We start from the raw sequence: 17,490 nt of genomic DNA on the forward strand, positions 1-17,490 counted from the left end.
CGATACGGTGTGACACATGGCGGGCCGCACCTCCCAGGCCGGCCGCGGCGGAGGCACGGCCAACGCGCGCGGCGGTTCGAACACGCGTGCTACCCCGCAGAAGCGAGCGAACCCCCGCTCGCCCGCGAAGGCGGCCACGCCGACCAAGACCACCCGCGGCCGGGCCGCTCCCACCCGGGCCACGCCCGCGCGCGGCACCACGCGCGCCGCGACCGCGGTCCGCCGGCGCCGCACCGGGGCCATGGTCGCCACGCCGCTGGGCCTGTTCGGCCGGGGCATGATCGCGGTCTGGATGGGCCTCGCGCACAGCGTCGGCTGGGGCGCCCGCGCCATCGGCCGGCAGGCGGCGACCGCCCGCGACCTCGATCCGGAGCACCGCCGCGACGGGGCCGGGCTGGCCATGATCGGGGCGGCCGTCCTGCTCACCGCGGCCCTGTGGTTCCAGGCGGCCGGACCGGTCGGGCGTTGGCTGGCGAGCATCTGCCACACGTTCATCGGGGCTGCCTCCGCGGTACTGCCCGTGCTCCTCCTGATCGGCGGGATCAGGATCATGCGCTCGAACGACGACCCCGACGAGCACCGCGGGCGCGGGCTGGTCGGCTGGGGCGCGCTGTTCATCGGCGGCACCGGCCTGATGCACCTGGCCGCGGGCGGCCCGACGCTGCCCGCGCGGATGGACCGGGCCGGGGGCCTGCTCGGGCGGGGCGGCGGCGGCCTGCTGGAGATGGCGGTCACGTCCTGGGTCGCGGTACCGCTGCTGCTGTTGCTGTCGGCTTTTGGTCTTCTGGTCGTGACGTCGACCCCGATCAGCCGGCTGCCGCACCGGTGGCGCCAGCTGCGCGATCTCGCCCTCGGGCGGGTCGAGGACCCGACGCTGGTCGACGAGGACGAATACGAGGAGCTCTACGACGAGCCGGAGGAGCGCCCCGCGCGCCGCGCACCGGCCCGTCGCCGCCAGGCCGCCCGCGCGGGCGACGAGCCCGAGCCGCTGCCGCACCCGCTGGGCCTGGACCCCGACGAGTTCGACGCGGCCGCGCCCGACCTCGACCCGGAGCTCGTCCACGACACCGTGGTCCTGCAGCGGATGCCGGCCGGGCGCAAGAAGAAGGAGCCCAAGGCGGCGCCCGAGAAGGAGCCGCCGGAGCACTCGCCGATGCCCACCCGGGCCGAGCAGCTCGCGCTCACCGACGCCGACTACAAGCTGCCGCCGCCGACCCTGCTGGGCACCGGCGACGCGCCGCGCGGGCGGACCCGGGCCAACGACGAGGTCACCAACGCGCTGCAGGGCGTCTTCGAGCAGTTCGGCGTGGACGCGCTGGTCACCGGCTTCACCCGGGGCCCGACGGTGACCCGCTACGAGGTCGAGATCGGCCACGGCGTGAAGGTCGAGCGGATCACGGCGCTGTCCAAGAACATCGCGTACGCGGTGAAGTCGGCCGACGTGCGCATCCAGAGCCCGATCCCCGGCAAGAGCGCGGTCGGCGTCGAGATCCCCAACTCCGACCGGGAGAACGTGGCCCTCGGCGACGTGCTGCGCTCGCGGGTGGCCACGTCCGACCACCACCCGCTGATGGTGGCGCTGGGCAAGGACATCGAGGGCGGCTACGTCGTGGCCAACCTGGCCAAGATGCCGCACATCCTCATCGCCGGCGCGACCGGCGCGGGCAAGTCCAGCTGCCTCAACAGCCTGCTCGTGTCCCTGCTGACCCGGGCCACCCCGGAGGAGGTCCGGCTGCTGCTGGTCGACCCCAAGCGGGTCGAGCTGACCAGTTACGAGGGCATCCCGCACCTGGTCACGCCGATCGTGACCAACCCCAAGAAGGCGGCCGACGCCCTGGACTGGGTCGTCGGCGAGATGGACATGCGCTACGACGACCTCGCCGCCGCCGGGGTCCGCCACATCGACGACTACAACCGCAAGGTGCGCGCCGGGCAGATCACCGCGCCGCCGGGCAGCGAACGGCAGATCCGGCCCTACCCCTACCTGCTGGTGATCGTCGACGAGCTCGCCGACCTGATGATGGTCGCGCCGCGCGACGTCGAGGACTCGGTCGTGCGGATCACCCAGCTGGCCCGCGCGGCCGGCATCCACCTGGTGCTCGCCACCCAGCGCCCCAGTGTCGACGTCGTCACCGGCCTGATCAAGGCCAACGTGCCGTCCCGGCTGGCCTTCGCCACGTCCAGCCTCGCCGACTCCCGGGTCATCCTCGACCAGCCCGGCGCCGAGAAGCTCATCGGCCGCGGCGACGCCCTGTTCCTGCCGATGGGCGCCTCGAAGCCGGTCCGCATCCAGGGCGCCTGGGTCAGCGAGACCGAGATCAACGACGTCGTCAAGTTCTGCAAGGACCAGCGCGAGCCCGAGTTCCGCGAGGGCGTGACCCAGAAGCGCGACGAGGGCAAGAAGAAGATCGACGAGGAGATCGGCGACGACCTCGAGCTGCTCGTGCAGGCCATCGAACTGGTCGTAACCAGCCAGTTCGGCTCGACGAGCATGCTGCAGCGCAAGCTGCGGGTCGGCTTCGCCAAGGCCGGCCGGCTCATGGACCTCATGGAGTCGCGCGGCATCGTCGGCCCGTCCGAGGGCTCCAAGGCCCGCGACGTGCTCATCAAGCCCGACTCGCTGGGCGAGGTGCTGGGGGGCCTCAAGGCCGACGGGGACGACGACTAGCGTCTGGGCGTGCTCGCCGCGTTCGTTCCTATCTGGGCGCTCACGGCCGTCGGGTTCGTGGCGGGGCGCAGCGGGGTGCTCGGGGCGGCCGCCGTCGATGTGCTCGGGCGGTTCGTGTTCTACGTGGCGATGCCCGCGGCGCTGCTCAACACCCTGACCCGGCAGCCGATCGGGGGGACCGCCGGGAAGGCGGTGGCGGCATTCGCATTGGCCACGCTCGCCGTGGGGGCGGTCGGCTTCTGTGCCGCGCGGTGGGTGTTCCGGCGGTCGCTGGCCGAGCAGACGATCGCGGCGATGGCGTCCGGGTACGTCAACGCCGGCAATCTCGGCATTCCGGTCATGGTGCAGGTGCTGGGCGACGCGAGCTTCATCGCCGTGGTGCTGCTGATCCAGACGAGCATCCTGACGCCGATCATCCTCGGGACGCTCGACGTCGCGCAGAGCGACCACGCGGCCGGGCGGTGGCGACGGCTGCTGACGGTGCCGCTGCGCAGCCCGGTCATGCTCGCCTGTCTGGCGGGCGTGGTGCTCGGGGCAGTGCACGTACACCTGCCGCGGCTGCTGGGCGATGCCGTGGCGCTGCTCGGGGACGCCGCCGTGCCCTCGGCGCTCGTCGCGCTGGGGCTCTCGCTGGTGCCGCGGCGCGACGGCGAGGGCGAGGCGCGGCGGCCGGTCGAGGTGACACTGGCAGTACTGCTGAAATCGCTCCTGCAACCCCTGCTGTGCCTGGTGCTGGCGCGCTTCGTGTTCGGGGTGACCGGGCCCGCGCTACTGGCCGCGGTGCTGTGCTCGGCGCTGCCGACCGCCCAGAACACGTTCGTCTACGGGCGCGCGTACGGCGTCGACGGCACCTTCGCCCGGGACGTGATCGTGGCGTCGACCGGGCTGTCCATGGCGACGCTGACGGTGGTCGCGGCGCTGCTGGGGTAGCTGCTGGGATAGTTGAGCGCGTGGCGGACGAGGGGATCGGGGCGGTCGCGGCGCTGGGCGACGCGCGGCGGCGGGCGGTGTACGAGTTCGTCGCGTCCGCGCGCGAGGCGGTCAGCCGGGACCAGGTCGCCGAGGCGCTCGCGATCGGGCGCAACCTCGCCGCGCATCACCTGGACAAGCTGGTCGAGGCCGGGCTCCTCGACGTGGCCTTCGCGCGGCTCGGCGGGCGCAGCGGGCCCGGGGCCGGCCGGCCCGCCAAGGTGTACCGCCGCAGCGCGACCGAGCACGCCGTCAGCCTGCCGCCGCGGGGGTACCGCGTGCTGGCCGAGGTCTTCGCGGAGGCGGTGTCCGAGGCCGGGGTGGAGCCGGCGCTCTACGCGGCCGCGCGCCGGACGGGGGAGCGGCTCGCGAGCAGCGACATCGAGGCGACGCTGCGCGGGATGGGCTACGAGCCGTTCGCCGACGGGACGGTCTGGCGGCTGCGCAACTGCCCGTTCGACGCCGTCGCGCGGACGCACCCGGGGGTGGTGTGCGGGGCGAACCTCGCGCTGCTGCAGGGGGCGCTGGGCGAGCGCGGCGTACGGATCGATCCGGGGCCGGACGGGTGCTGCGTGGTGGTGGATCGAGACACAACGGGTACTAAAAACAATGAAGGTTTGTCTTAGACTGCCGCCATGACGCCTCAACTCGCTCAGCTCAACGTCGGTGTGCCGGTGGGGCCGCGCGACGACCCGCGGATGGCCGACTTCTACGCCGAGCTCGACCGGATCAATGCCCTCGCCGACGCGTGGCCGGGCTTCGTGTGGCGGCTCGTGGACGACAGCGGCGCCGACGCCACCTCGCTGCGCCCGTTCGGCGGCGACCTGATGGTGAACATGTCGGTCTGGCGGTCGTTGGAGGCGCTTCGGGAGTACACCTTCCGTAGTGGCCACCTCGACGTGCTGCGACGCCGGCGGGAGTGGTTCGTGCCACTCGGCGAGCCGCACCTGGTCATGTGGTGGGTGCCGGACGGGCACCGGCCCACCCTCACCGAGGCGCGGGAGCGGCTCGACCTGCTGCGCGCGGCCGGGCCGAGCGAGAAGGCCTTCACCTTCCGGGACACCTTCCCGGCTCCCTGAGGACGGATCCGCTCCGCAAAATGTCAGTCCCGGTCGGTACGCTCGACAGCATGTCCACCAACGCTGACCGCCGCGTAGCCCTGCTCACCCTGGGCTGTGCCCGCAACGAGGTGGACTCCGAGGAGCTCGCCGCGCGACTGGCCGACGGCGGGTGGTCGGTGACCACCGACGGCACCGACGCGGACGTCGTGCTCGTCAACACCTGCGGCTTCGTCGCCAAGGCCAAGCAGGACTCGATCGACACCCTGCTGGCCGCGTCCGACACCGGGGCCAAGGTCGTCGCCACCGGCTGCCTCGCCGAGCGCTACGGCGAGCAGCTGGCCGGCGAGCTGCCCGAGGCCGACGCGGTGCTGGGCTTCGACCACTATCCAGACATGGCCGCGCGGCTCGACGCCATCCTGGCCGGGGAAACCATCCCGTCGCACACCCCGCGCGACCGGCGCACCCTCCTGCCGCTCACCCCGGTCGCCCGCCGCGAGGCGGCCGTCGTCACGCCCGGGCACCTGCCGGCCCACCTGCGCGGGGTCATGCGCCACCGGCTGGACAAGGGCCCGGTCGCGCCGCTCAAGCTGGCCAGCGGCTGCGACCGGCGCTGCGCGTTCTGCGCCATCCCGGCCTTCCGCGGCGCGTTCGTCTCCCGCACGCCGGACGAGATTCTGGCCGAGGCCGAGTGGCTGGGCCAGAACGGCGTGCGCGAGCTGGTCCTGGTCAGCGAGAACTCGACGTCCTACGGCAAGGACCTCGGCGACCCCCGCCTGCTGGAGAAGCTGCTGCCCCAGCTGGCCGCGACCGCCGGCATCGTGCGGGTGCGCGTCTCCTATCTGCAGCCGGCCGAGACCCGGCCCGGGCTGATCGAGGCGATCGCGACCACGCCGGGCGTCGCGCCCTACTTCGACCTGTCCTTCCAGCACTCCAGCGAGCCCGTCCTGCGCCGGATGCGCCGTTTCGGCTCCACCGAGCGGTTCCTGGACCTGCTCAAGGCGGCCCGCAAGCTCGACCCCGACGCCGGCGCCCGCAGCAACGTGATCGTCGGCTTCCCCGGCGAGACCCGCGAGGACGTCGACGAGCTCGCCCGCTTCCTCACCGAGGCGCGGCTCGACGCGATCGGCGTGTTCGACTACAGCGACGAGGACGGCACCGAGGCCGCCGGCCTGCCCGACAAGGTGCCGGCCGGGACGGTCAAGAAGCGGTACGACTGGATGAGCGCCCTCGCCGAGGAACTCTGCGCGCAGCGGGCCGGCGACCGGGTCGGCTCGATCGTGGAGGTGCTCGTCGACACCGTCGAGCGCGACCAGGACGGCGTGGACGTCGAGGGCCGCGGTGCACACCAGGCGCCCGAGGTCGACGGCTCCACGACGCTCGTGGGCGGCGGGAACCTCGATCCGGCGTCGCTGCGCCCCGGCGACCTCGTGCGCGCCAAGGTCACCGAGAGCATCGGCGTCGACCTGGTCGCCGCCCCCATCGAGCTCATCAGCCCGGCGGCGCCGTGAACCAGGTCAAGTCCCCGCCGCTGGTCAACCCGGCGAACGTCCTCACGGTCGTCCGCATCGTGCTCGTGCCCGTCTTCGTGCTGTGCGCGGTCGCCAGCGGGATGAGCAACGACGGTTGGCAGCTCGCGGCGGGCCTGACCTTCATCGTGGCCTCGGCCACCGACTACGTCGACGGCTGGCTCGCGCGGGCCCTCGACCTCGTCACCGCCTTCGGCAAGGTCGCCGACCCGATCGCCGACAAGGCGCTGACCGGCGCGGCGCTCGTGCTGCTGTCGTTCTACGACGAGCTGCCCTGGTGGGTGACGGCGGTCATCCTGATCCGCGAGTGGGGCGTGACCGCGCTGCGCTTCTGGGTCATCCGGCACGGGGTCATCCCGGCCAGCCGGGGCGGGAAGGTGAAGACGGCGCTGCAGATCCTGGCCATCGGGTGGTACCTCACGCCGCTCCCGCACGGTCTCGCGCAGATCGGGCCGTGGCTGATGGCGGCCGCTGTCGTCGTGACCGTGGTGACCGGGGCCGACTACGTGCTGCGGGCGATCCGGATCCGGCGCGAGTCGCTGGCCGCGCGGGCGGCCGGGGGCGGGGTGCTGCCGGGTCCCGGTGCGGCGCCGGCTGTGGCGCCGCAGGCGGATGAGCCGGTCGCTTGAAGAGCTTTGCCGGGGCGGTTGTGAGTCCGATATGTCGGGCGCTGGCGCGCCGCGACATATCGGATTTTTCGTATATGCCGGGTTTTGCGCGATGTGAGTTGCCCTAGGGAGGGCTCGGGTGGGAACCGATCGGGCGGAAGCGATTCTGGCGGCCCTCAAGGCGCGGGGCGAGACCCTGGCCGTGGCCGAGTCACTGACCGGCGGGCTGCTCGCCGCGGCCTTCGTCGAGGTGCCGGGGGCGAGCCGGGTGTTTCGCGGCGGGATCGTGGCGTACGCAACAGAATTGAAAGCGAAGCTCCTCGGCGTCCCGCCGCCGCTGCTGTCCTCGCACGGTCCCGTCGACCCGGCGGTGGCCGCGGCGCTGGCGGCCGGGGCCCGGGAGCGGTGCGGCGCGGACTGGGCGGCGGCCACGACCGGGGTCGCCGGACCGGACCCGCAGGCTGGTCAGCCGGTCGGCCGGGTCTACGTGGCCGTCGTCGGGCCGCCGCCCGGACCGGGCACACCGGACCGCGTCGAGGTGCGCGAACTCACCCTGGAGGGGGATCGGGCGGCCATCCGGACCGGTGCCGTCGCGGCCGCCCTCGGGTTGCTGGCCGAGACCCTCGCCGTCTCATAACGGCGGGGCAGGGTGTCGATCGGCTTCTCACCAGGTACCGTGACGAGTACCAGTTTTTCCGCGGCCCTGCCAGCTGCGTCGAAGGGGGTGCCACCGTGCTGCTTCGTCGGGTGATCGGTGACGCGCTGCGAGCGCGACGGCAGGCCCAGCATCGGACCCTCCGCGAGGTGTCGACCGCGGCGAACGTGAGCCTCGGCTACCTGTCGGAGATCGAGCGCGGGCAGAAGGAAGCGTCCAGCGAGCTGCTGGCCGCGATCTGCGAGGCCTTGGGCGCGGCGCTGTCCGAGGTGCTGCGCGACGTGAGCGACACGCTGGCCCTGGCCGAAGACCTGCCGCCGGTGCTCGTGCCGGTCGGCGCGCCTGAGCCCACGCCGGACTCCGGTTCCGGTGAGGCCGCCGCGCCCGCCGCGGAGCCGGTGCCGGCCGCGAGCGCTCTTGTGCGGGGCGCGCCCCGCTCGAAGCTGCCGGTCGACGCGAAGCTCTCGGTCGCGGTGCATCACGACGGGCCGCTGCGGACCACGCTGCGCGCTACGCGCGGCACAGTCGAGCGCGACCGCGACGTCGTGCTCGTCGCCTGAGCAAAGCCACCCGCTACGCCACCCGTGAAGCCGTCTGCACCGCGGCCCGCGATGCCGTCTGAAACGGCGGCTGGAGTGCGGCGCGCCGGTCGGAGCATGACGGCCAGCACGACGCCGATCGCGGCGATGCACGCGCCCGCGTAGCCGTTCGCCGTGTAGCTCAGCCCGGCCGCGGTCACCGCCCCGCCCACCGACGTCCCGATCACGTTGGCGAGGTTGACCGCCGCCTGGTTCATCGCCGCCGCCACCGCCGGAGCGCCCGGCGCGGCGTCCATCACGCGCAGCTGCAGCGACGGCAGCAGCAGCTGGAGCACGAGGCCCATCCCGAACGCCCCGGCGAACGGCGCCCACGCCGCCGTCACGGTGCTGCCGAAGCCGGCGAGCACCAGGCAGCCGACGAGACCGGCCAGCGGCACGGTTCGCGCCACGTCCCAGTCGGCGAGCCGCCCGCCGAGCACGGCGCCCACCGTCATGCCTACCCCGAAGACCATGAGCACCAGCGGCGTGAGGGCGGCCGGCAGCCCCGCGGCGTCGGTGGTGATCGGCGCGATGAAACTCAGCATGCAGTACACCCCGGCGAACCCGCTCGCCGCGACGACGAAGCCGGCCCAGAGTCCCGGCGCGCGCAGCACTGTCCCGATGGCGCCGCCGGGATCGTCCGCGGCCGAGCGGGCCGGCACGTAGCGGAGGATCGCGACGAAGGCCGCCGCGAAGACCACGACGGCGAGGGCCAGCGCGACCCGCCAGCTCACCGCCTGCCCGATCAGGATCGCCACGGGCACGCCGGCGATGCTCGCGATCGTCTGCCCCAGGCCGACCCGGGCGATCGCGCGGCCGCGCCGGTCCCGCTCGACCAGGGCGGCCGCCGTCGCCGTGGCCAGGGCCAGGTACGCGCCGTGCGGCAGCCCCGCGACGACGCGCGCCAGCCGGAACGTGGACTCGCCGGGCGCCAGCGCGGCCGCGGCGTTCCCGGCGATGAACAGGGCGACGGTGATCAGCAGCAGGCGCCGGCGGGGCATCCGCGCGCCGAGGATGGTGATCAGCGGGGCGCCGACGGCCACGCCGAGCGCGTAGAGCGAGATGGCCGTGCCGAGGCTCGCCGCGGTCGTACCGTAGCCGTCGGCGATGCGCCCGAGCAGGCCCGTCACCGCCATCTCGGCGATCCCGATGCCGAACGCGCCCAGAGCCAGCGCGGCGAGGGCCTTGCCGGAGCTCATTCGTCCACCCGCAGCACCGACGAGCCGGCCACGAAGACGGGGTCCACGGCGGCGTGGACGGGCGCGGGCGCTGCGCCCCCGGAGTCCGGACCCCCGGCATCCAGCCGGGCCAGGATCAGCTCGGCGGCGCGCGTGGCGATCTCCGGCGTCGGCTGCTCGATGTAGGTCAGCCGGGGGAGCGTGGCCAGCGCGAGGTCGCGGCAGTCGAAGCCGATCAGGGACAGGTCGCGCCCGAGCCGCACCCCCGACTCGTTGAGCGCGATGAGGGCGCCGAGGGTGAGCTCGTACGTCGCGCAGAACATCGCGGTCGGCCGCGGCCGGGCGGCCAGCACGGCCCGCATCGCGGCGTGGCCGTCGGCGACGGCGTATCCGCCCGCCGGGGCGAGCGCGGCGTCCCGCTCGATCCCGCTGGTCAGCAGCTCCGCGTGGAACCCCGCCGCGCGGTCGCGCAGCGTGGAGACGGACGGGTCGCCGGCCAGCACGCCGACGCGGCGATGGCCGTGGTCCAGCAGCAGCCGGGCCGCCGTCGCGCCCGCGCCGCGGTTGTCCAGGAAGACGCCGTCGCTCACGAGGCCCTCGGCCTGCCAGTCGACCTGGACGACCGGCACCGTCCCGGCCGCCCGGGCCAGCGCCGCGACGTCGTGCGCCGGCGGCACCGTGATGATCCCGTCCACCATCCGGCCGAGCAGGAGGTCGACCGCGCCGGACTCGGCCGACGGGCTGGCCGCGACCAGGACGCTCAGGCCCGCCTCGTGCAGCGCGCGCTCCACGCCGCCGATGATCGTCAGGTGGAAGTTGTTGGTCAGCGCGGGCAGCAGCACGCCGACCGTGCGTGACCGGCCGGAGCGCAGGTTCCGCGCGACGTCGTTGGGCCGGAAGCCGAGGCGCTCGGCCGCCTCCTCGATCGCGCGGCGGTTCTCCTCGAGCACGGTGCGGCCGTTGTAGTACTTCGAGATCGTCGACAGCGACAGGCCGGTCAGCCGCTGGATGTCCTTGTAGGAGGTCACCGCCGTACACCTTCATCTCAAAACGTTTCTCCTCACGTTAGAGCGGATTGGATTCAGTGGCAAGGGCTCAGCGCGAAACGTTTCGCGCACCGTCCGGCCAGGTCGTTCGACGCCACCTGACACACTGGTGCCGCGCCCGTGCGGGGGCGCAGGACCCAGCGCGGAGGCGAACGAACCGTGAGCTACCCGGCACCCAACCGGCGGCGGAACCCCTTACCGATCATCATCGCGGCGGTGATCGGCGTGCTCGCGATCTGCGGCGTCTACTTCGTCCTGGCCAACCGGGGCGGCGACGACGGCGACACGCAGGCCGACACCCCGCGCCGCGAGGGCTGCGTCACCCTCAACGTCACCGCGTCCAGCGAGAAGGCCGCGCTGATGACGGAGTTCGCCAAGGCCTACATCAGGTCCGACCGGCGCTTCGACGGCAAGTGCGCCGACCCGGTGGTGCAGACCAAGGCCTCCGGCGCCGCCCTCGACGCGCTCGCGGCCGGGTGGGACGCCAAGAAGGACGGCCCGCAGCCGACCGTCTGGACGCCGGCCGCGTCGTCGTGGGTCTCGCTGCTCAAGCAGCGCCTGGCCAGCGGGGACAAGGGGGGCCTGGTCCCGGACGGCAAGCTTCCGATGATCGCGCAGTCTCCGCTGGTACTGGCGATGCCCAAACCGATGGCCGAAGCGCTCGGGTGGCCGGACAAGCCGATCGGCTGGGGCGACGTCTTCGGGCTGATCAACGATCCGAACGGCTGGGGCTCCAAGGGTCACCCGGAGTGGGGGAAGTTCCGGCTCGGCAAGACCAACCCGCACTTCTCCACGTCGGGCCTGAACGCGACCGTGGGCGCGTACTTCGCGGCCACCGGGCGCTCGACCGACCTCGTGGACAAGGACCTCGCCGACCCGAAGGTGCTGCAGTACGTCAAGTCGGTCGAGTCCAGCGTCGTGCACTACGGCGACACGACGCTGACGTTCCTGTCCAACCAGCTCGCCGCCGACCAGGGCGGGCGCGGGCTCAGCTACGTCAGCGCGGTCGCGGTCGAGGAGAAGTCGGTCTACGACTACAACACCGGCAACCCGACCGGCGACCCGGCGCTGGCCGGCAAGGGCACCAAGCCGCGAGTACCGCTGGTGGCGATCTACCCCAAGGAGGGGACGCTGGTCAGCGACCACCCGTACGTGGTGCTGAGCAACGCCTCCGACGAGCAGAAGGCGGCCGCCGCCGACTTCCTGGCCTACGTGCGCGACGGCGCGCAGCAGAAGCGCTTCACCGAGCTGGCCTTCCGCACGTACGAGGGCAAGGTCGGCGCGGGCGCCACGAAGGACAACGGGCTGCTGCCGGACGCCAAGTACACCGTGATCGACCCGCCCTCACCCCAGGTGCTGGAGAAGGCGCTGACGACGTGGGACGCGCAGCGCAAGCGGGCCAAGGTGCTGCTCGTGCTCGACGTGTCGGGGTCGATGAACAACGACGCGGGCAACGGCCAGACCCGCATGCAACTGGCCAAGCAGGCCGCGCTGCAGTCGCTGACGCTGCTCGCCCCGGACGACGAGGTCGGGCTGTGGACGTTCTCAACCGAGGTCGCGGGGGCCAGCACGCCGTACACCGAACAGGTCCCGGTGGCGGCGCTGGCGGGCAACAAGGCGAAGCTCGAACAGGTGATCAACTCGCTGAGCGCCGAGGGCGGCACGGCCCTGTACGCCACGACGCGCGCCGCGCAGCGCAAGATGGCCGAGCTCAGTGACCCCAGCCGGATCAACGCCGTGGTGGTGCTCACGGACGGCAAGAACGAGTACCCCAAGGACAGCGACCTCGACGCGCTCGTGCGCGACGTCGACACGTCGGACAAGGAGATCCCGGTCCGCGTGTTCACGATCGCCTACGGTGGCCAGGCCGACCTCGGCGTGCTGCAGAAGATCTCCTCGGCCTCGCGCGCGGCCGCGTACGACGCCGGCGATCCCACGACGATCAACAACGTGCTCGTCAACGTGCTCAGCAACTTCTGATTCCCGCATTGAAGGGGGCACACTTACCGTCGTGGGCGTCAAGGAGCAGCTGACCGAGCCGTGGGGCCTCGTCGCGGCCGGCGTGCTGGGCGGGATGGGCGGCGCGGTCGCGGCCGCGCTCGCCCCGGCCGGCTTGCTCGTCGGCGTGCCGGTCGGCCTCGCGGTCGCCGGCGCGGTGTACGGCATCCGGGTCGGCCTCGGCGCGCTCACCGATCGCGGCGGCGGCTCCTCCCGGGCGATCGACGCCGCGCCGCCGCCGAACCTGCCCACGCCGCCGCGCGGGAGCGACGCCGAGCGGTTCCTGCGCCGGGCCGAGGCGGCGGTGCGCACGCTGCGCCGCCAGACCGACGGCACCGGCGACCCGATCCTGCAGGGCCAGGTCTCCGAGGTCGACGACTCGGCCGCCGGCGCGCTGGGCGACCTGGCCCGCTTCGCCGGGCAGGTGACGCTGATCGAGCAGACCGCGTCGCGGATCAACACGCAGGGGCTGCGGCAGGAGTACAACCAGATCCAGCGGAGCCTCTCCGGCCTCGCACCCGGGCCGCTGCGCGACGAGCGCGAGCGGGCCCGCCGCGCGGTCGCGGACCAGCTGGACGTCGGCCAGCGGCTGCGCGAGGCCCGCGAGATGCTGCTCGCCCGGATGCAGTCCGCCGTGCTGGGCCTGGAGGGCCTGGTCGCGCGGATGGCGGAGCTGGTCGCGCTGCACGCGACCACGGTCGGCGGCGCGCCGCTGACCGCGTCCAAGGTGGCGGAGCTCACCAACGATCTCGAGGGCCTGCGCGCGGGCCTGGCCGAGGCTGAGCGGCTGAGTCGCTCGGCGCTCGGTGGCGGGGATGTCCCGGGCCCTCAGCCCTTGAGATCCCCCTGACTTGTGTCCGCAATGTACGGGTTTGGCGGGGATTTTCGCCCGGTTGGCCTCCAACCGGGCGTGACGCTCTAGCGTCGGCCTGACACGATAGAAGCCGCACGTCCCTGTGCTGGCCGAGAGAGGACCGCGAAATGGCGAATCCGTTCGCTAAGGGCTGGAACTACCTTATGGCGCTGTTCGGTGCCAAGATCGACGAGCACGCCGATCCCAAGGTGCAGATCCAGCAGGCGATCGAGGACGCGCAGCGTCAGCACCAGGCGCTCGTGCAGCAGGCCGCGGCCGTGATCGGCAACCAGCGGCAGCTCGAGATGCGCCTGTCCCGGCAGATGTCCGAGGTCGAGAAGCTGCAGGGCTCGGCCCGCCAGGCGCTGACCCTCGCCGACAAGTCGCGCGCCGAGGGTGACGAGGCCAAGGCGCAGCAGTACGAGCAGACCGCGCAGGTCTTCGCGACCCAGCTCGTCGCGGCCGAGCAGGGCATGGAGGACCTCAAGACCCTGCACGACCAGTCGCTCAACGCCGCCGCCCAGGCGCGCAAGGCGGTCGAGAACAACGCGATGATGCTCCAGCAGAAGCTCGCCGAGCGCACCAAGCTGCTCAGCCAGCTCGAGCAGGCCAAGATGCAGGAGACCGTCGCCAAGTCGCTGGAGTCGATGAGCGGCCTCGCCGCGCCCGGCAACACTCCGTCGCTGGACGAGGTGCGGGAGAAGATCGAGCGCCGGTACGCCAACGCGATGGGCCGCGCCGAGCTCGCCTCCAACTCGGTGGAGGGCCGCATGCTCGAGGTGCAGCGCTCGACCCTCGACATGGCCGGCAGCTCCCGGCTCGACCAGATCCGCGCGAGCATGGCCGGCGAGAAGCTCGGCGCCGCGCCCGAGTCGCCCGCGGTCGCCTCGTCGGGGCCGAAGGACGCCAGCATCTCCCGGCTCGACGAGATCCGGGCGAGCATGAAGGACAAGCAGACGGGAGACTCGGCCAGCGCCGGCTGACCGGGATCGGGGGGCGGTCATGGCCAGCGATCGGGACAAGCACCTCAAGCGGCTGCGCAAGCTGCACCGCTCGGCTCGGGGCTGGTCCGTGCGCGCGGGCCTGCTCACCGGGGCGACCGCCGTCCTCGTGCCCTACGCCGGCCTCGGCCTGCCCGACGCGTTCTGGGCGGCCGCGGCCGGCGGCTCCATCGCCGTCACCTGGTGGCGGTGGGTCGATTTCCGAGCCTTCAAAGCTTTGCCGGTACCCCCTGAGCCCGATCCCGCCCTCGCCGGCGCCGCCGCCCGCGAGAAGCTGGTGAACCTCGTGCAGCGCCTGCCCGCCGGCCGCACGGCGGTGGCCGAGTTCGACCGCCAGCGCGAGTCCTTCAAGCTGCGTGGCCTCACCGTGGCCGAGCCGTGGCGCCGCCTGGACCGCGCCGCGATGATGCTCAGCGGCCTCGTCGGCCGGCTGGGCCCGCACGCCGAGAGCGCGGTCCTGGACGCGACGGTGGCCGAGCGCCAGCTGCGCGACCTGGCCCAGCGCTGCGCCTCGGTGGAGCGCACGATGCGGATCGGGCCATCGGGCGACGCGCTGCGGCCGGCCCACCAGATGCTGGCGCAGCAGCTGGAGCAGGGCGTGACGGCGTACGAGCAGTTCGTCACGGCCGCGGCCGGGTGCGTGGCGGAGGACAACGCGGCGGTGGGCAACCTGACCGACGCCACGGCGTTCCTGCGCGGGGTGGCGGAGGGGCTGGCCGATCTACGCAATCCGCAGGCCGCCGCGCCGCGCCCGCAGACCGCCTGATCTTCGGGACCTTGCCCGCAGGCCGCCTGATCGTTGGGGCCTTTTGCCCGATATGTCGGGCGCTTCGCTAGCCCGACATATCGGATTTATCGCCCGACGGGGTATTGGCGAAGATGCCGAAACGGGCATGTCGCCCGTCGGGGTATAAGTCCGAAATGTCGCGGCGCGCCAGCGCCCGACATTTCGTTCCCAGGAGCGCTACTCGTTCGGCAACAAATAACGCCAGCTCGCGCGGACCACGGTGCCGTCCGGCATCCGGTACGACGGCCAGGCGCCCCGCTGGTCCAGGTCCCGCGTCAGCATGCGCACGGCCGCACGGGCCGGGTCGCCGTCAAGGTCGGCGCGGCGCAGGCCCTCGGCGTCGGGGGACGGCAGGGCGATGTCCGCCGGCCACGCGGCCACGGTCGCCGACGGGCTCGGGTCGGGCACGACGGGAGAGCCGGTGCCGGCCTGGCCGATCAGGGCGGGCACGGCCACGACGCGGACCCGGGTCGCGAGGTACGGCTGCGCCGTCGAGGACACCGCCTTGTGCACGGTCGCGAGGCGGTCGCGGGCATCGTAGAGCACATCGGCGTACACGTGATCGGGTTTGAGCTCGTCCATCCCCTCGGCCGTGAAGGCCAGCGGGCCGGTCGGCGACCAGACCGAGACCCTGGTCACGGGGGCATCGACGATGGTCGGGGTCGGCGTCGGCTTCTTCTGCGAGGCGCCGGTGCGCAGGTCGTCCGCCAGGCTGTTGGCCAGGGTGCGCAGCTGGTCCGGGTCGAGGCGGGAGCGGTAGGTGGCATCGGCGATCGCGTCGCCGTCGCCGTAGACGACCAGGCGGGGCGGGCGCAGGGCGGCCATGCCGGCGGCGGTCAGCCCGCCGGTGAGCTCCCAGGTGGCCAGCGGCTGGTCCTGTGGCGGATCGAAGGAGTCGGTGGGAGCCGGCGTGACGCCCGGAGCGTCGTCGCACGCGGCCAGTGCCGCCGCCGCGAGCAACCCGGCGAGCAGGCCGCGCCGGGTCAGGCGGTGATCCATCGCCCCTCCCCATGAGACGTCCGGCCCGTCATCCCCGGCCAGCACCCTACCCCGTGCCCGCCATGCCGCCGCGCCCCGGTCACGGGGAGTACAACCGTCGAACGGTCGCGATGGATACGTTGCCAATAAGCAAGCTTCAAATCTGGCTTAGGGCGCGGGGCTTTTGGCGGCGGGGGGCCTAGCGTTCCGGGGGTGCACATGCCGTACGACAACCAGGGCTTCTGGCTTGTCGACCTCGACGCCGAGGGCGATCTCGTCCTCGTGCGCCCGCGCGGTCACGTGCGCTCGGGCGGGCCGTTCCCGGCCTGGCAGTGCGGGCACCAGTACGTGATGCGGTCATGGTCGCCGCCCGTCCACCGGCGGATGGTGGTGCGGCACCGGCGGCAGGGCTGACCGGAGCGCTCGAACACCCAGTTGGTCTCGCCCCGGCGCAGCGAGCCGGTCGTGGTCTGGGTGAAGCGGCCGCGGTTGGAGTTCAGCAGCGCGTGCGCCTTCTCGACCAGCGCGGCCGGGTCCGCGACCTCGGCCACCGGCGTCCACGGCGAGATGCCGCGCAGGAACAGGGTCTCGGCCTTGTACAGGTTGCCGATGCCCGCGAGGTTGCGCTGGTCGAGCAGCGCGTCGGCGACCCAGCGGTCGGGCTTGGCCAGCAGCCGGCGCACCGCCTCGTCGGTGTCCCAGTCCTCGCCCATCAGGTCGGGGCCGAGGTGCCCGACGAGCCGCGCCTCCTCGCGGGTCGGCACGATCGAGAGCTCGTGCAGGTGGTACCCGACGGCAACGGCGACGGGCGTGTGCAGCGCGACGCGGATCAGGTGGGCCGGGCGGCCCGTCCAGCGCTCGCCCGGCCGGTACGTGCGCCACGCCCCGTCCATGCGCAGGTGCGAGTGCAGGGTGAGCGGCTCCCGGTCCGCGCGGGTGAGCCGCAGCAGCAGGTGCTTGCCCCGGCACGCGGACTCGGCGATCGTCCAGCCGGACAGGTCGGCGGTGGCCAGCTGCGGGACCCGGAAGTCGCTGCGCGTGACGGTCTGACCGGTGATCGCCTTGCCCAGGATCCGCGCGGTGTTCCAGACGGTGTCGCCCTCGGGCACGCTACGAGCCCGCCGGCGCGACGGAGTACCGCTGCAGGTGCCCCCGGGTCTCCAGCGCCGCCACCACGGCGTCCGCGTCCGCGCGCGACTCGAGCCGGGCGACCTCGTACCGGCCGCCGTCGTCGGCCTCGCGCAGCACCAGCCACAGCCCGGCCTCGACCCGGGCCTGGACCCTCCGGGCGCTGTGCTCGGCCTCCCGCAGGTGCGCGGCGGCCTGCTCCTCGGCCAGCCGCAGGATCTGCTCGACGCGGCTGCCGAGCCCGGGCGGCCCGGGGCGGGGCTCCGCGCCGTCGGCGGCCTCCTCGGGCGGCGTCGGCCCGCTCGCGGCGAACATGACCAGCCCGACGACCGTCGCGGCCACGCCGGTCCACAGCGCGGTCGTGTGCGCCCGGGACGCGGAGAGCTGCGACCCGGCGAACAGTCCCACGCCGAGCCCGATCAGCACCAACGCCCAACGCCTCATACCGTTTCAGAG

General features: G+C 73.2%; 17 protein-coding genes. 12 read left to right on the forward strand and 5 right to left on the reverse strand.

What is annotated here, in order from left to right; genetic code table 11:
* Window positions 1-16 precede the first annotated feature (16 nt).
* From ACQP00_RS07940 to ACQP00_RS07975, 8 genes are all read left to right on the forward strand, one after another.
* Window positions 17-2,668: a DNA translocase FtsK 4TM domain-containing protein gene (locus ACQP00_RS07940; protein ID WP_433216507.1), complete on the forward strand. Its 2,652-nt coding sequence runs from the start codon at window positions 17-19 to the stop codon at window positions 2,666-2,668.
* Between the two features lie 9 nt (window positions 2,669-2,677).
* Window positions 2,678-3,598, forward strand: a complete 921-nt coding sequence (locus ACQP00_RS07945; protein WP_433216510.1) for an AEC family transporter — start codon at window positions 2,678-2,680, stop codon at window positions 3,596-3,598.
* 20 nt (window positions 3,599-3,618) lie between these two features.
* Window positions 3,619-4,263 carry a helix-turn-helix transcriptional regulator gene (locus tag ACQP00_RS07950; protein WP_433216513.1) on the forward strand — a complete coding sequence of 215 codons (645 nt, stop codon included), beginning with the start codon at window positions 3,619-3,621 and terminating at the stop codon, window positions 4,261-4,263.
* Window positions 4,264-4,272: 9 nt separating this feature from the next.
* Window positions 4,273-4,716, forward strand: coding sequence for a DUF3291 domain-containing protein (locus ACQP00_RS07955; RefSeq protein ID WP_433216516.1), 444 nt, complete (start codon window positions 4,273-4,275; stop codon window positions 4,714-4,716).
* A gap of 50 nt (window positions 4,717-4,766) precedes the next feature.
* A complete protein-coding gene (rimO, locus tag ACQP00_RS07960; protein ID WP_433216519.1) occupies window positions 4,767-6,206 on the forward strand; it encodes a 30S ribosomal protein S12 methylthiotransferase RimO in 1,440 nt (479 codons plus the stop codon).
* Window positions 6,203-6,853 carry a CDP-diacylglycerol--glycerol-3-phosphate 3-phosphatidyltransferase gene (gene pgsA / locus ACQP00_RS07965; protein WP_433216522.1) on the forward strand — a complete coding sequence of 217 codons (651 nt, stop codon included), beginning with the start codon at window positions 6,203-6,205 and terminating at the stop codon, window positions 6,851-6,853. Before rimO ends, pgsA begins: the two co-directional genes overlap by 4 nt.
* Window positions 6,854-6,971: 118 nt before the next feature.
* Window positions 6,972-7,469 (forward strand): CinA family protein, encoded by a 498-nt coding sequence (locus ACQP00_RS07970; RefSeq protein ID WP_433216524.1) that lies wholly within the window; start codon window positions 6,972-6,974, stop codon window positions 7,467-7,469.
* Between the two features lie 95 nt (window positions 7,470-7,564).
* Window positions 7,565-8,047 (forward strand): helix-turn-helix domain-containing protein, encoded by a 483-nt coding sequence (locus ACQP00_RS07975; protein ID WP_433216527.1) that lies wholly within the window; start codon window positions 7,565-7,567, stop codon window positions 8,045-8,047.
* Here the strand turns inward: ACQP00_RS07975 and ACQP00_RS07980 are convergent.
* Window positions 7,966-9,264 (reverse strand): MFS transporter, encoded by a 1,299-nt coding sequence (locus ACQP00_RS07980; RefSeq protein ID WP_433216530.1) that lies wholly within the window; start codon window positions 9,262-9,264, stop codon window positions 7,966-7,968. The two genes, ACQP00_RS07975 and ACQP00_RS07980, sit on opposite strands and share 82 nt — an antisense overlap.
* Complete coding sequence (locus tag ACQP00_RS07985; protein WP_433216533.1) at window positions 9,261-10,271, reverse strand: LacI family DNA-binding transcriptional regulator; 1,011 nt, start codon at window positions 10,269-10,271, stop codon at window positions 9,261-9,263. Before ACQP00_RS07985 ends, ACQP00_RS07980 begins: the two co-directional genes overlap by 4 nt.
* Before the next feature lie 234 nt (window positions 10,272-10,505).
* Between ACQP00_RS07985 and ACQP00_RS07990 the strand changes: the two genes are divergently transcribed.
* The 4 genes from ACQP00_RS07990 (at window position 10,506) to pspM (ending at window position 14,907) form a co-directional block, all read left to right on the forward strand.
* Window positions 10,506-12,269 carry a substrate-binding domain-containing protein gene (locus ACQP00_RS07990; RefSeq protein WP_433216536.1) on the forward strand — a complete coding sequence of 588 codons (1,764 nt, stop codon included), beginning with the start codon at window positions 10,506-10,508 and terminating at the stop codon, window positions 12,267-12,269.
* Window positions 12,270-12,300: 31 nt separating this feature from the next.
* Window positions 12,301-13,137 (forward strand): hypothetical protein, encoded by an 837-nt coding sequence (locus ACQP00_RS07995; protein ID WP_433216539.1) that lies wholly within the window; start codon window positions 12,301-12,303, stop codon window positions 13,135-13,137.
* Between the two features lie 131 nt (window positions 13,138-13,268).
* Window positions 13,269-14,123: a PspA/IM30 family protein gene (locus ACQP00_RS08000; protein ID WP_433216542.1), complete on the forward strand. Its 855-nt coding sequence runs from the start codon at window positions 13,269-13,271 to the stop codon at window positions 14,121-14,123.
* Between the two features lie 19 nt (window positions 14,124-14,142).
* On the forward strand, window positions 14,143-14,907 hold the full coding sequence (pspM, locus tag ACQP00_RS08005; RefSeq protein WP_433216545.1) for a phage shock envelope stress response protein PspM: 765 nt from the start codon (window positions 14,143-14,145) through the stop codon (window positions 14,905-14,907).
* Window positions 14,908-15,105: 198 nt separating this feature from the next.
* Here the strand turns inward: pspM and ACQP00_RS08010 are convergent, their stop codons facing one another.
* From ACQP00_RS08010 to ACQP00_RS08020, 3 genes are all read right to left on the reverse strand, one after another.
* Entirely contained in the window at window positions 15,106-15,927 is an 822-nt protein-coding gene (locus ACQP00_RS08010) for a hypothetical protein (RefSeq protein ID WP_433216548.1), read from the reverse strand.
* Window positions 15,928-16,202: 275 nt separating this feature from the next.
* Entirely contained in the window at window positions 16,203-17,015 is an 813-nt protein-coding gene (locus ACQP00_RS08015) for a DNA-formamidopyrimidine glycosylase family protein (protein ID WP_433216551.1), read from the reverse strand.
* A 1-nt stretch (window position 17,016) separates the two neighbouring features.
* Window positions 17,017-17,478, reverse strand: a complete 462-nt coding sequence (locus ACQP00_RS08020) for a hypothetical protein (RefSeq protein ID WP_433216554.1) — start codon at window positions 17,476-17,478, stop codon at window positions 17,017-17,019.
* Window positions 17,479-17,490 lie beyond the last annotated feature (12 nt).

Source organism: Dactylosporangium sp. CS-047395 (genome assembly GCF_050942185.1).
Classification (GTDB): domain Bacteria; phylum Actinomycetota; class Actinomycetes; order Mycobacteriales; family Micromonosporaceae; genus Dactylosporangium.